The sequence below is a fragment of the Clostridium sp. TW13 genome, assembly GCF_024345225.1.
GTDB classification, from domain to species: Bacteria; Bacillota; Clostridia; order Clostridiales; family Clostridiaceae; genus Inconstantimicrobium; species Inconstantimicrobium mannanitabidum.
This window is the reverse complement of record NZ_BROD01000002.1, coordinates 15,565-29,955: the sequence shown is the minus strand read 5'-3', so window position 1 is coordinate 29,955 and position 14,391 is coordinate 15,565. Positions and strand designations below refer to the sequence as shown.

General features: G+C 31.2%; 12 protein-coding genes. All 12 read right to left on the bottom strand.

The annotated features are described in order from the left end of the window. Positions 1–13 precede the first annotated feature (13 nt). On the bottom strand, positions 14–484 hold the full coding sequence (locus tag OCU47_RS21465; protein WP_261830697.1) for a DUF3997 domain-containing protein: 471 nt from the start codon (positions 482–484) through the stop codon (positions 14–16). A 335-nt stretch (positions 485–819) separates the two neighbouring features. Then, complete coding sequence (locus OCU47_RS21460; protein ID WP_261830696.1) at positions 820–1,344, bottom strand: RNA polymerase sigma factor; 525 nt, start codon at positions 1,342–1,344, stop codon at positions 820–822. 128 nt (positions 1,345–1,472) lie between these two features. After that, the gene (locus tag OCU47_RS21455; RefSeq protein ID WP_261830695.1) at positions 1,473–1,667 is read right to left on the bottom strand and encodes a BhlA/UviB family holin-like peptide; all 195 of its coding nucleotides are present in this window, start codon (positions 1,665–1,667) and stop codon (positions 1,473–1,475) included. 723 nt (positions 1,668–2,390) lie between these two features. Further along, a complete protein-coding gene (locus tag OCU47_RS21450; protein ID WP_261830694.1) occupies positions 2,391–3,704 on the bottom strand; it encodes a hypothetical protein in 1,314 nt (437 codons plus the stop codon). Positions 3,705–3,957: 253 nt separating this feature from the next. Beyond that, entirely contained in the window at positions 3,958–4,380 is a 423-nt protein-coding gene (locus OCU47_RS21445; RefSeq protein WP_261830693.1) for a LytR/AlgR family response regulator transcription factor, read from the bottom strand. Positions 4,381–4,564: 184 nt separating this feature from the next. Then, a complete protein-coding gene (locus OCU47_RS21440; protein WP_261830692.1) occupies positions 4,565–5,548 on the bottom strand; it encodes an NPCBM/NEW2 domain-containing protein in 984 nt (327 codons plus the stop codon). A gap of 412 nt (positions 5,549–5,960) precedes the next feature. Then, positions 5,961–6,698 (bottom strand): LytR/AlgR family response regulator transcription factor, encoded by a 738-nt coding sequence (locus tag OCU47_RS21435; RefSeq protein ID WP_261830691.1) that lies wholly within the window; start codon positions 6,696–6,698, stop codon positions 5,961–5,963. A gap of 81 nt (positions 6,699–6,779) precedes the next feature. Beyond that, entirely contained in the window at positions 6,780–8,075 is a 1,296-nt protein-coding gene (locus OCU47_RS21430; RefSeq protein WP_261830690.1) for a sensor histidine kinase, read from the bottom strand. Between the two features lie 91 nt (positions 8,076–8,166). Then, positions 8,167–8,331, bottom strand: coding sequence for a cyclic lactone autoinducer peptide (locus OCU47_RS21425; protein WP_261830689.1), 165 nt, complete (start codon positions 8,329–8,331; stop codon positions 8,167–8,169). After that, entirely contained in the window at positions 8,303–8,944 is a 642-nt protein-coding gene (locus tag OCU47_RS21420) for an accessory gene regulator B family protein (RefSeq protein ID WP_261830688.1), read from the bottom strand. Before OCU47_RS21420 ends, OCU47_RS21425 begins: the two co-directional genes overlap by 29 nt. 299 nt (positions 8,945–9,243) lie before the next feature. Continuing rightward, positions 9,244–11,406, bottom strand: a complete 2,163-nt coding sequence (locus tag OCU47_RS21415; protein ID WP_261830687.1) for a peptidase domain-containing ABC transporter — start codon at positions 11,404–11,406, stop codon at positions 9,244–9,246. Position 11,407: 1 nt separating this feature from the next. Continuing rightward, the gene (lanM, locus tag OCU47_RS21410; protein ID WP_261830686.1) at positions 11,408–14,389 is read right to left on the bottom strand and encodes a type 2 lanthipeptide synthetase LanM; all 2,982 of its coding nucleotides are present in this window, start codon (positions 14,387–14,389) and stop codon (positions 11,408–11,410) included. Positions 14,390–14,391: the final 2 nt, after the last annotated feature.

Genomic DNA, 14,391 nt, shown 5'->3' with positions numbered 1-14,391 from the left:
ATAGAAAATAACTTCACTTTCTATAATGGTTATAAGGGTAAAGTTTTATATTATTACTTACCTTTAACTGATTTTTTGCTTTGTTAAAATCATTTAAATTTTTATAAGGACCATACCTTTTGTCTATTTTAATATCCATAATCCAATACCAGGTTTCATTTTCATCTGGAACCTTTGGGGTATAAATCTCATCATGATAAACTTCTTTAGGTCTAACTTGTTTTGCTATTATAAAATTATCATCAAAACCAAAGCTATCTACAAAAGTATCAATTCTACAGAGATCGTTGTCTTCAACATCATCATATATATATGATGAATATCTATTTGTTCTGGCAAATTTATATTTCTTTGTTATGTTATAGCTGAAGTCTCCTCCACCTGAAACTGGAGGCACAAAGTTTATAATGAACTCTTTCACAATGAAAAAAATAATAATAGGAATTATTAGGGCAATAAATATATAAAACTTCTTTTTTTTCATTCAATCATCTCCATTCCATAAATACTTTATCATATAATACAGCCAATATACAGATATTCAAAAATATGTATTTTATATGTTTGATTTCCTTTACACACTATGTGCATTTGTCATAAATCTCTATATAATGGAGTGACCGCTTCATTTCAATCTATTAAACCTATTGTCATATCACTTTCTTATGTAAAAAGTATAGGAAATAGCTATATCAAAGCGTATAAATTCATTTTGATATAGCTATTTTCATTTAAATTAACAATATTTATTTTATAAGTTCTTATTATAAATTAGTTATAATCATATACTATATTAATTGTTCTTATTAACATAATATATTAAAAGTACTGTCTTAATTTTTTTAAGGCCCTGTTTTTATTTTGATTAACAGCTTGTCTACTAATATTATTAATTGAAGCAATTTCTCTATCGCTAAGTCCCGCAAAATACCTAAGTTTTATTACAGATTTTTCTATATCACTTAAATTATTAATAAGTTCACTTAATATAAACTTATTTTCTGTAGAATCTTCACAATTCCCAATATCATATTCACATGAAAATTCAGAATTATTAATGCATCTACTTTTTTTAGATAGCTGTATGTATTTATATTTTATAGCTCTGTTTATATATGATACTGCAACTTTATCTTCTTTGAAACCGTCTTCATATATTGGGATTTTTTTAACTACTTTTATAAATTCTAATACTAAATCCTGCTTTTCATCCTCACCATCCTTATAATTAAGCATTCTTGAATATTTATTTAATAAGGGATCAAATTTTTGCAATAGTAATATCAGTGAGTCCTTATCTCCTTTTTGACACCTTTCTATTAAACTTAATATCTCATTTGCCATAATACCCCTCCAAATTTCTTTTTTATGTATATAGATACATAAACTTCGAAAAGGTAAAGGTTGTAAATGAAATATTTTTAATATTTAATTTTAAGTTCCAATAATGCATTTTTTTGTATAAACAGTATTTATTTTAACACTTTTTCTTTTATTTCTTCTATATCCTGTTTAATTGTAGGCAATACAGAGGTTAATTCAGTAATTATATTCTGATAATTTGTTTCTCTCTTACTATTTTCTTTTAAAACGTAAAATAGTAGATATGAAAATAAAATTGCAAAGGCTCCTTGGGTAGCAATTAGCTTTAAAACGTCAGCTTCCATAATTTCATCTCCTTTCTTTATTTAAAATTCTATATTATAAATTTTAACTAGATTACTATTGCAAAAACTCTAATAATAAAAGAGTAAGTAATCCTATTTTTGTAAAGCAGTTTATCAAAAATCTTTCTTATTTACAGTATACACCTCATTATTGAGGTTATAATATTTTTTAAATAATCAAACTTTATGACTCTGTCAATGTATATTAAGTTAATATATTAATATACGCAAACAACATGTTACTTTTGAAAAATTGGGCATAAAAGGTGATACTATTACTGAAATATCTATTGATGACTTTAACACTTAATTAGGCTTTCCCTATATAAAAGATAAAAACACTTTAATTTCATCTGGTGGCGTAGTGTATTTCCAACTAGATAGAAAATAATATAAAGAAAACATGATAAGAATAAATCATTATTTCATGATAAGAAGATATAATGATTTAATGAAAAGATGATATCATGATATACTAATAATCAGGATTCTAATCACCTTGATAAATAATATGCATACTATTTATTATGGTTTTTTCTATCTAAGAAAACACTCATTCTCCTATAGCGAACAAACCCCAGTATACTACATGCTGAGGTTTGTTCGTTATAAGAAAATTATAAAAAGGAATAGAATAATTTTATAAAACAAAAGAAAATATATAGTTTTAAAAGAGGTTGGATATTATATTAAACTATCCAACCTCTTAAAGTATATCTCTAATTAACGAACATCCACATAATCGAAAAAGAATTTACCAGCACAATCTTTACCGTCTGCCCACCAATCTCCTAAAGCTACAGATTTCACTGAATCTATATATGCGCATGCTGTATATACAAATTTATCATCTATGGCGATATCTGTCTTAGTAGTAGAAACACAGTTCCATGTAAGTTTATGCCAACCTGTACTTCTAGGTATACTTGTTATCCAAGAACCACCTCTGCCAACAGTGAATGCATAATTGTTTTTAGATGCGTCAGTATCCACACCAATAGATATTGATCCAAATGCGTCACTGGAGTCAAAGTTACTGCCAAATGCAGTGCCCATAACTTTTGCGGAAGTAACACTTGCATCATCATAAAAGAACATAGTTAATGTTTTAAATTGAGTTGCATTAAGATTTTTGTATATATAAGCTTTATCACCAGAAAGATATAAAGAAAAACCTCCCTCACATGCTTTCTGCAAAGTTTCACCTACATTACCGAAACTATCCCAGGCTAATAGTGCATTGTTCTCAAAAGTCTCTCTGAAGTAAGGCTTAGGTACATAGTTCTGGTAATAAATAATTTTATTCAGAATACTTTGATTATCAACGCAGTTACTAGGAGACATATCTTTCTTAGATACAGCTTTAGTTTTTCTAAAAATATAAGGACTATATTTTTCTTTGTTTTCTTGAGAAAGACCATTATATATTCTATCAAAATTAGAATTAAAAGTGACATTGAAAAGCTTAAACATCATTTGGTCATTATATACTCTGTTGGTTTCCTTTTGAAGATAATATACTTTTTTGTTACAACCTAAAGCTATTCCAAAGTTTTTATTGTGGTATTCCATCGGTAAACAGTATCTTTCAAAAGGTGTAGTTTCATTTCCATTAAAAAATTCAAAGTATAACTCAGGGGTATTACTATCAGCTGTAACACAATATTGTTGACCACTTTTTAATGTGACTTCTACTGGATTTTTGGCATTAGTTTGAGAATAAATTTTTATACGATAAGAAAGGCTAGAGTTATTAGGATTTATTCCATCATACATACTTATATAGAATTTATCTTGAGCAAAGTCAGGGGGTGCAAAAGATATCCACTCATTATAATCTCCATTGTTTATTGAGAGATTATCGATGGATTTTGCTATAAGTGGGAAAAATGTGCTTAAGAAGTTTCCAACTATGCCCATAACACTCATACCCCCATCTATCACTTCCCCACTTGCATGGGCTTCCTTAGGGATAAATGTTAAGGGTAAAGTTAATACAAGTAAGAGCGTTGTTAGCTTTTTAAGAAATTTTTTCATAAAAGACCTCCTTATTTATTGAAAATAGGACTTATGCAGTCACTGTCAAAACATGCAGGAGTCCCATTAAAATATACCATATTTAGTATAAATTGTATACGGCTTATACTAAATATGGTATATAATTTATACACTTGTGTGAAATTTGTGACTAATACAAGGGGTAGCGCCAACATTGTGAAAAACGTTGGCGCTACCCTATTTATTTTTTATTGAACAATTATTATGTAAAATAAAAACAAAGTGAAGAATCTTATTCTTCACTTTGTTTTGTTAAACCTTTTATGGATCGGGTTGATATTAAACATTCTTCTCCGTTTATCATCTGTGCAATTCTATTTTTCACATCCAGCTCTTTGATATTGTCTTTGTTTACTAAGTAAGATTTGTGGCATCTATAAAATCTTTCATCAAGTTTTTCTTCGATTTCCTTCATCTTTGCGTAGAATTCTATCTGTCTATCAGTGGCATGAAGGATAACTTTGTGGATCACATCTGAGGTCTCAAAGAATAAAGTTTTATTGTACTCTACATTTATAAGCTTGTCTTCACACTTCATGGTGAAGATTTTCTGAAGCTCTGTGGTCTTTGCAGTGTATTTTTCATTGGCGTTCATTATGCATTGATGAACCCTTTCTTTTATGTTATTGTAATTATCCTTTATGATATAATCCATAGCTTCTACCTTATATAAGAAAGTAAGATAGCTCATTTCTGCATGAGTGGTTATATTTAAAATGGTGTGCAAATAAGAAAGGGCTATCCTACTAGCTGTTTTAAACTGCTAATGGGATAGCCCCTGAGAGAATCAATCAAATTAATTCTCGTATCTATATAGAATACATATCAAATATATATATTTAATTTATTACTCTAGCATTAGCCCAGTCAGCATGATCGTTGTCTATACCATCTCCGGCATCAGTTACAACAAGCTTCAACTGACTTACACCAGTTACATTTACATTTATTGATTTAGCAGATGTACCTCCAGTTACAACTCCACTATCATAAAGTTTTACTCCATCTCCATATACTTGGAATACCACACTACCATAATTGCCAACTTCACTATCAACACCTACATCAGATCTGAACATTGCAAATTGTTTTCCAAGATAATAAACAGTTTCACTTATAGCATGTGTACCAATTCCCTTTGTATAAACATTTCCATTAATACTAATTGGTTGAGAGTATACACTCTTATCCTTTTGTGTTGGAAGTGAAGGGTAAGTTGTTGTTGCAGAAGTCCAGTCAGTATCACTTAGATAAGTTGAAGTATTGTACAGTCTAGCATTAGCCCAATCAGCATGGTCATTGTTTATACCATCTCCACCATCATTTACAACAAGTTTTAGCTTGCTAACTCCAGTTACATTTACCCTGGCTGTTTTAGCTGGTGTACTTCCAGTCATCACTTGTTGACTATCATAAAGCTTTACTCCATCTCCGTATATTTGGAATGTTACACTTCCATAAGGGCCAACTTCACTATCAACTCCCATATCAGTTTCAAAATTGGTGAAGTTCTTTGCAAGATTATAAACTATTTCACTTGATGCATGTGTGCCAATTCCTTTTGTATAAGTTTTTCCATTAATACTAATTGGTTGCATGTATACACTTTTATCCTTTTGTGTTGGAAGTGAAGGGTATGTTGTTGTTGCAGATTCCCAATTAAGATCACTTAAATAAGTTAAATCTGTGAAAGCATTAACCCCTGAGGATGCTGCAGGGGTTGCTGCTTTTGCTACCTTTGCTGGCATGATTACAAAGCTTTGAAAAAATAATGTAGATGTGATTAGAGATGTGGTAAGAAACATTTTTAATTTGTTGTTCATGTAGTAACTCCCTTATTTTCAATTTATTTACATCAAAAGTATATAGGTTCTTATATTCATTGTCAATATATTTTTTATTGACTAGTTTATGTTGATATTTAAATTTAGTTTTCTACAAATAATGAGAATATCAGTGAAAATGTACTAAAAAGCAAGTAAAAGAGATTTCATGATATAAAGAAAAGAAGAAATCATCTTATCATTATAAGAATATATCATCATTTCATGAAAAGATTATATCATGATATACTTATACAGCTATCTAAGAAGGTTTCACCACATTATATAAATATATAGTATTTTTAAGAAAAGCAAGGTTAAGAAATCTAAAACCAAGTAATAAAAATCTTAGAATTACATAAAATTTATGAAAAGAAATCATATCATTAAAATAAAAACAAAGTGAAGAAATTTACTCTTCACTTTGTTTTGTTAAACCTTTTATGGATCTGGTTGATATTAAACATTCTTCTCCATTTATCATCTGTGCGATTCTATTTTTAACATCCAGCTCTTTGATGTTGTCTTTGTTTACTAAGTAAGATTTGTGGCATCTATAAAATCTTTCATCAAGTTTTTCTTCGATTTCCTTCATCTTTGCGTAGAATTCTATCTGTCTATCAGTGGCATGAAGTATAACCTTGTGAATCACATCTGAGGTTTCGAAGAATAAAATCTTATTGTACTCCACATTTATAAGCTTGTCTTCACACTTCATGGTGAAGATTTTTTGAAGATCTGTGGTCTTTGCAGTGTACTTTTCGTTGGCGTTCATTATACATTGATGAACTCTTTCTTTTATGTTATTGTAATTATCCTTTATGATATAATCCATAGCTTCTACCTTATATAAGAAAGTAAGATAGCTCATTTCTGCATGGGTAGTTATGAAGATTATAAAGCCCCTTGGGTCATATTTTCTGATTTGCTCTGCAAGGGTAATTCCATTGATTGTGTCCTTTAGGTCTACATCCAAAAAATACATGCCTGACACATCATTTTCCTTTATATAGTCTAGTATGTTTTGAGGTTTTTCTGTAGACAGAGCCACTTCCATATCTAGGTTTTCTATCATTATAATGTTGTCCACTATATCAGTGATTCTCTTTCTTTGTTGATCGTTATCTTCGCATACAAATATTTTAAGCATAAAGTCCTCCAGATTATCTATTTTTTATTTCAAAGGTTTAATTTTGCTACATTAAGCCTGCATAATACTTTTATAAATTTACTAATTCCTTACTTCTAGTGCTTGAGAGAATTCGCCGTTCTCAATCACTGTGTCTAAGAAAATTGTATTGTATTTTCCTAGGATTTGTTTTAGGTTATAAAGGCCAAGGCCCCTGTTTTCACCTTTAGTCGAGAAACCTTTTTCATATATCTTGTGTATAGGGGGCGTGTCTTTTGGAGTTCCATTTACGATTATCATAAGTACTGAATTTTCTTTGTTTATAAGAGCAAGCTTTATAAAAGGCTTGTCACATTTTAGAGCAGCTTCTATGGCATTATCAAGAAGGATCCCAACAGATCTACTTAGATCTATAATATCCATAGACATTTTTAGGATAGGCTCCACTACTTCTATGGCTACATCAATGCCCATTTCTTGAGCTCTTATTACCTTTGAAGCAAGGATACCCTTTATTTCAGGAATTTTTATATTTTGAAGAAGACCTATTTTAAAGTTATTAGATTTCATTCCTTCACTCAAGGGAAGAATGTTCTTATTAAAATGTTGTTCAAGCCCCTCCATATCCTTACTTTCTATATACCCAACCATTGATGACAGGATGTTTATATAATCATGTCTAAAAACCCTCATATCATTGTATAAGGTTTCTAGGTTTTTTGTATATTCACTAAGGTTTTTAAACTCAGTCTTTGTATTTTCAAATTGCATATCTTTTCTTATACTTGCAATCAAAACAAACATTATAAAGAGTAAAAGTACAAAGTACACAGAAAATAAAATTAGGTTAAATTGTACACTTTCATCTGTAAAGCCATTCTTCTGTCCCCAAATTACATTAAATAGGAAGATGGCAAAGGTTACAACTAGGCTTAAAACTATTAATAATGCTGACTTTCCTTTTAAATTCAAGGTTGAAATATTAAGCTTTTTGTTTAATATAAGCCCTAGGATTTTGCTTATAATAAAGGTAATAATTAACCCACATAAATAAACAAACAAATAGCTGGGGTTATTTTTATTTATTATATCCGTATGAGAAAATAAAATTTTAAAATAGTAAACTATAATATCTGCAGTAGCTAAGCTCATAACAGATATTATAGATATAACTATACTTTGAATAATTCTTTTTGTCTTCAGGTATAAACAAAGAGCTATCACTATAGTTGCACTTAACATAATTAAAGATTCAGATATAAAGTAGGATACACAACACACAACACTTGTTACCAATAATAAAGAGAGTTTTTCTTTTCTACTTGCTTTAAATGAAATCAAGTTTAATACTGCTATCCATATTATAAAAGCAGTAAGAATTACAGAAAAAAATTCCATATTAGCCCCCCTTTACCTATACTAATTTTAGCACATATTACAATAAAAAGTAATGGATTGTATTATAAAAATTAATACAATCCATTAGCTTCTACTTATTTCGTGCTAAAAGTTCTATAGGTAATTTAGGTTCATAAAAACCTGACATTATACATTTTCCCACTGCTTTTTCACTTAACTTTATTGAAATTTCTCCAAGTCCTTCAGAAAATTTTTCTCCTAATTTGTTAACTAATACATTTTTCATACTTTCCATAATTATCATAACTCCTTTTTAATATTTTATAGGTTATTGGCAATATACTTACAACTTGTTCAAAAACTGCTAAGGTTATCATTGTTTTTAATTGGGCATTTTGTGCAAGTAGAGCAATAGCCATTAAAAACAACCCTTTTATCACTGCTTCTTTCTTAAGTTTTTTTCTTAAATCCGCTCCTATCAAAGGATGACTTTCTGTATCTGCCGGAGCATATTTATACAAAAGTATGTTTAATATAGTAAATATAATAAGTATTTCATAATTGTTTAGCATTAGATATTTGCTTACATAAGCACCGCCTACAAACATTATTAGAGTTACAATGGTACAAACTGAGCTACTTTTAGCATGTAACCCAAAAGCACTGGCTCTTATAACTGCAAATATTAAACACATCAAAATGGTTTCTTTTAATAAATTCATCATTAAGCTTAGGGTAATCAATATAAAAAGTTTTGAAAGGTTAATCAGTAATATTTCCACGCCTAGCTTCATTTTTTGTAACTCAATTCCTTCTTTATTAAGTTTATCATTGATTTTACTTGTGATTTTTCCTGCTAAGATTTCCATTAAGCTTTCTTTACTTTTTAATACATTCTCCAATTTCATCACCCAAATATAGTATATCTAGAAGGTGTATGAAGTTTATAAGTCCGTCCTAAGAAATCATATTTGAGTAACAAATGAAGGAAAGATTTTTCTCATGAAAATAACCGTAGGATTTTTTGTAATAAGCGTTTTAGAACTAAAAAAGCAACTTGGATTTTCTCCAAATTGCTTTCTTAGGTTACTATTTATTTTCATTACCTTTTAATTAATTTCATTCTTCTGTTATCTAACTTAAGTAATTTGTTGCCTCATCTTAGCTGCCAGTCCATTTACTGTTTTTCTTTGGTTTAGCATCTTCTTTAGCTCACTTCTTTTTCTTCCTTTTCTTCTTTAGCTTTGTAAAGACTTGCGTACAAGCCATTTCTTAGCATTAGTTCTTTGTGGGTGCCTGCTTCTACAAGCTGGCCTTTGTCCATAACGTAGATTACATCTGAGTCTATGATGGTTGAAAGCCTATGGGCTATTACTATTCTTGTACATCCTATGTTTTTGAAGTAGTTTGAAACCTTGACTTCATTTACTGTATCTAGAGAGCTTGTGGCTTCATCTAATATTATAAGCTTTGGATGGTTTATTATAGCTCTTGCAAGGGCTATTCTTTGTCTTTGTCCCCCTGATAGGTTCATGCCCATATCGGATACGAAGGTGTTATAACCCATTGGCATTGCTTCAATTTCTTCTGCTATTTGTGCAATTTCCGCTGCCTTTTTTACATCTTCAAGGGTTATATCGTCCTTGTTCATCTTTATGTTTTCAAAGATTGACTTGTTGAACAAGGATATATCCTGTGGCACTATGCCTAGCTGCTTTCTTACATTTTGTTTATTAAGTTCATTAAAGTTTATGTCATCGTAGTAGATATCTCCATTGGTTGGTTCGTATAAGCCTAGAAGTATCTTGCTTAGTGTACTCTTACCAGAGCCTGAGGCTCCAACAATTGCAACCTTTTGTCCCTTTTTAATGTGTAGTGACACATTTTTAATAACTTCTGGTGAAGTATTAGTGTAAGCAAAGGATACATTGTCTAGCTTAATTTCTCCAGATAACTGAATTTCCTTAGCATTCTCAGGACTCTTTTCTTCCTTGGCATCGGTTATGTCCTTTATACGTTCAAGATAAGATGAAGCTAAAAGGAAGTTGTTAAAGGTCTGGAATAAGGATACTCCTGTAGCGAAAAATGTGTTGGACAAGGAGTAATATGCTATTACAGTTCCTAGAGATATATGGGAGCTAAAATATTGCTGAACCCCTATGAACAATATCAAAAATGGACTTACGGTTTGAGTTACGCTTATCATTGAAGTATAAATATTAAGTATCTTTGACTTGTATTTATATCTTTCTATAGACTTCTTGTACCTTTCATTCCAGGAATTAAAAATTTGGTCTTCAACTCCAGTGGTTTTAACACCAAGGATTGAGTATACAGTTTCTACTTGTACAGTTTGCAGCTTTGAATTTTCCACTATTTCATATTGATTTGCTTCCATCATAAAAGGTCTCATATATATAATAGCAAGTCCGTTTAAAGCGAATAAAATCAATGTAACTACAGTAAGTGGAATTGATCTTGATACCATGTAACATAGTATAAATACTATGGCTCCAAAGTCCATGATCCCCTTTATTACCTGCTCTGATAAAAGATCTCTTAATATATGAAGACTGTTAAGTCTAAATAATAAATCTCCATTGGATCTTACCTCAAAGTATTTGTAAGGAAGGCTTAAAAGTTTCTTGAAAGTTCCTCCCATAAGACAGTTATCAAGGAATACTTGAAGTTTTATTACATTGTCACCCCTTATATAAGTGAGTGCTGCGAATAGTGCCATTATTCCTAGGATTGCAGCCACATAGGGCATTAGCATACCAGAATTATTTTTAAGTGCCACCTCATCAATAAGATACTGAACCACCACTGGTATTGATATACTTATTAAGTAGGTTAATACTGATATTAAGGCTATCTTGGTGAACAAAAGCTTCTTATGTTTAAGATTCTCCATGATACCTGCCCAAGACTTTTCCTGTTTCTTCTTTGGTTTAAACTCCTCTGTTGGAACCACTGAGAGCACTATGTTTGTGAAGTTCTCTCGTAGCTCATCCTGAGACATCTTTCTTCTTCCAAAGGCTGGGTCAACTACGATGGCTGTACTGTTTGTCATCTTTTCAAGCACCACAAAATGCTCATTGTTAAAGAACACTATAGCTGGTAGATTAACCTTTGCAAGCCCCTCCACCGAGGTTTTGTAAGCAAAGGTTTGAAAGCCTTTTACCTTAAAATAATTTCTGATTTGAGATAGCTTAAGTCCATCACGCCCTGCTTCAAGACGATTTCTTAGTTCTGATAAGGTTTCGTAATGCTTGTAATATCTTAAAATCATAGCTGTACAACAAAGTCCACACTCGGTTTGTTGCATCTGCTCTATATAAGGTACTTTTTTTGAATGTTTAATTTCCATATCAGATCACCTCCTTTTTCATAACATCTAAAGCTAGTACTGATGGATACTTTGGATTTATGCTCCTTAAAAGGCTGTAGCCAATGCCTGATAGGCCTGTCATGAAGGTTAATATGGCGGCACCGTTATAAAGACCATAGCGTATACCATCTTCTTTAAGCCATTTCATTGCTGATTGAAAATTATATCTATATATTTTTTCTAATTCATTGTCCTTTAGCTCCTTAGATATATCAAGCAAGATGTCTAGGTTTCCAAGAAGTCCATGGCAAAGACTGTGACTTTGGTTTCTTATAAATCCTTGGTTTATTAAGGTTTCCATGGAATCATTTATTCTTTCTTTAAATAGCTTTTGTTTATCCTTTGGTAAATAATTTAATGCCTTTACCCTTCCAAGCAATATGCCTGGAGCTCCATGACACCAATAAATGCAGCAATGATCTTCTTCTTCATCCTGTGCTTCAATGGCCTTATCTTCTTCAGTGTTATGATTAAGATTTTCCTTATGCTCCTTATGTTTATGGCCTTCATGATCTCTTAAATCTATCCAGTTTTTCTCATCAGCCTTATAAAGCTTGTCTTCTATTTCTATAATCTCATTTGCAAAGTTTGCATATTTCTCGCTGTTAATTGCGTCTCCAAGAACATAGAAAGCTAGTGCAAAGCCTGAATAACCATGGGAGAAACCTGATAGCTGCTCTTTATTTTGTTTTAGCTGTTTATATAGATAATCACCGTAGTTTTTAGCTACATGTAAGGCTAAAAGGTTTTTGTCTTCCTTGTAGATATTTATTAAGGTTATTATTATGCCTGCTGCTCCTCCAATTACATCTAGTAGCTCTCCTTCTTTGATTTCATGCTTTTCTAAGAACTTTAAGGTATTTAAGTATTTTTCATAATATGCTTTATCTTGATGCATTACATAAAGGTTATAGTATAGGTAGGTTAAGGAAACTATGCCTGAAAAAGCTGCTGTTGGAAGGTCACTAAGGTCTGGTGGCATAACTTCTTCTATCCCCTTTAAGGTTGCATCTGCAAGTTTCTTATATTTTTCTTCCTTGGTTTCTTTTGCAAGGGCCTGCAAGAATAGAATAAGTCCTGCTCCGTCATAAAGAGTATAACTTACAGGTCCTATAAATGCCCTATCCGCTGAATAGTTTATATTTAAGTAAGTACAGGTTGTTTTATCCTTATTAAATAAAGCCTTGTCAAAAATAAAATCTCCTATGTTTTTTAAAGTTTCCATTGTATCTTCTGTATTTACAGAGATATTCTCCCCCCTATCGCTGGTTTTACTATATAAATCTTTCTTTGTGGTTAAAAGTGAATTTCTAATATAATCAAGCTGCCTAGCTAGGTTCTTGTCATTTAATCTCCTAACTCTTTCATGAAGCATGTCTTTTATTGGTATATCAAAGTAATTTTCAATTACTTGGTTGTGGCTTGTGTAAACATTGTTTGTTTCATAATCTGTAGAGAAGTATGGTACATCTTCATTAAATAAATCCTCAACTTCTGCATTAACCTTGTAGGCTTTCACTGTTTCATCGCTGATCTTTGGGTCATTAATGCTGATATTTTTGAAGATATTAAGCCTATCCTCCAAGGTTTTCATGAACTTTGGATGCTGAGCTGCATCTAGGTATCTCGCATATATAAAGGTTGGTCTTAAAACCTGTCTGTATCTTCCTTCTCTAAAGGCTTCATCTATAACTTTTATAAACTCTTCCTTATTATCTTTAATTAAGTTGTAGCAATCCTTAAAGCCCTTTTCTATTTCCATTATATAATCTAGTGGGTCAAGCTTTACTCCATTTAAGGCTGCTCTGTTGTTGCTTTCAGTGGACACTACAAACTGTCTTGTTAAACAAATATCCTCGGTACCCTCATTCTTTAAGCTGAAGCCATAGAGCTTCTTTGAAACCTGTCCTCCATCCCCTGCAAGACCGCTTATGTCAATGTCTATAGCTGCGGATTCAAAGTTTTGTGGAAGCAATAAATTGTTAAGAACTGAATCTCTAATTTCCATGATGTAGGCTTTTACTACACCATCCTCAAGGTTGAAGCGTACATTGTTTGTTAGGATGGTTTCAAGATCTATAAGTACTGGATTGTCCTTATTAACTATAATGTTTTCTGAATGTATGTCTGAAGCCTTTAATGTGGTGAATAAGGAAAGAAGTACTCCAATTCTGTAAAAATAATCTCTAGCTTCTGATTTCTTTGTACATTCCTCATATTCTATAAACTGCTGCCAGCCGTAATTACCTTTATCTAAGGTGTTTACATGTGTCATTACAGTGTCTATGCCTTGTTTTTTGTTGAACCAACTGTAGATATCTCTCATTGCAGAGTCCCCACTAAGTCCATGAGGCTTATAAACTAGTTTTGTGTTATCCTCAAATTTAAATATAATTACGCTCTTGCCTTGGTTGTGGGTGTCCCCATTGTCCATTGATATGTGCTGTAATCTGTTATATTCAAGGCCAAAACTATTTCTAATTTCAGCTATGTCCTCCTGAAGCCTTAGTAGAGCTTCACTTACCAAACTGTTTATGCTGTTTAGTCTTAAGTAAAGTAAAAGATCTAAGCCCTGGTATTTGTCTAAGATTTCTCTTATGTTTTCCTTATCTAAGAAACTATCATCAAAGTATTTATAGGTTTCTTCTTTTGTTGCTCCCTTTAGCTTATTATTGTCCTTTCTCTCATGAAGTTCACTTATGAGAATTTTCATAGATAAGCCTATAAGGGTGCCTTTAGAAGATGACATAATATCTTCTAAAAGGCTGTTTTTGTCTATGTTTAACAAATTCTTATTTTCTAAGGTTTCTAGCAAAGCTGTGCTGTGTTTTTCTATATAAAACAGGAATGGTTCATAAAAGTTATCAAACACTCCAGTTTTTTCGTACTGTATTTCAGATTCTCTGCTATATTCATTTAAAACTTTTCTTATAAAATATTTAGACTCCTCATTTTTATTCATAA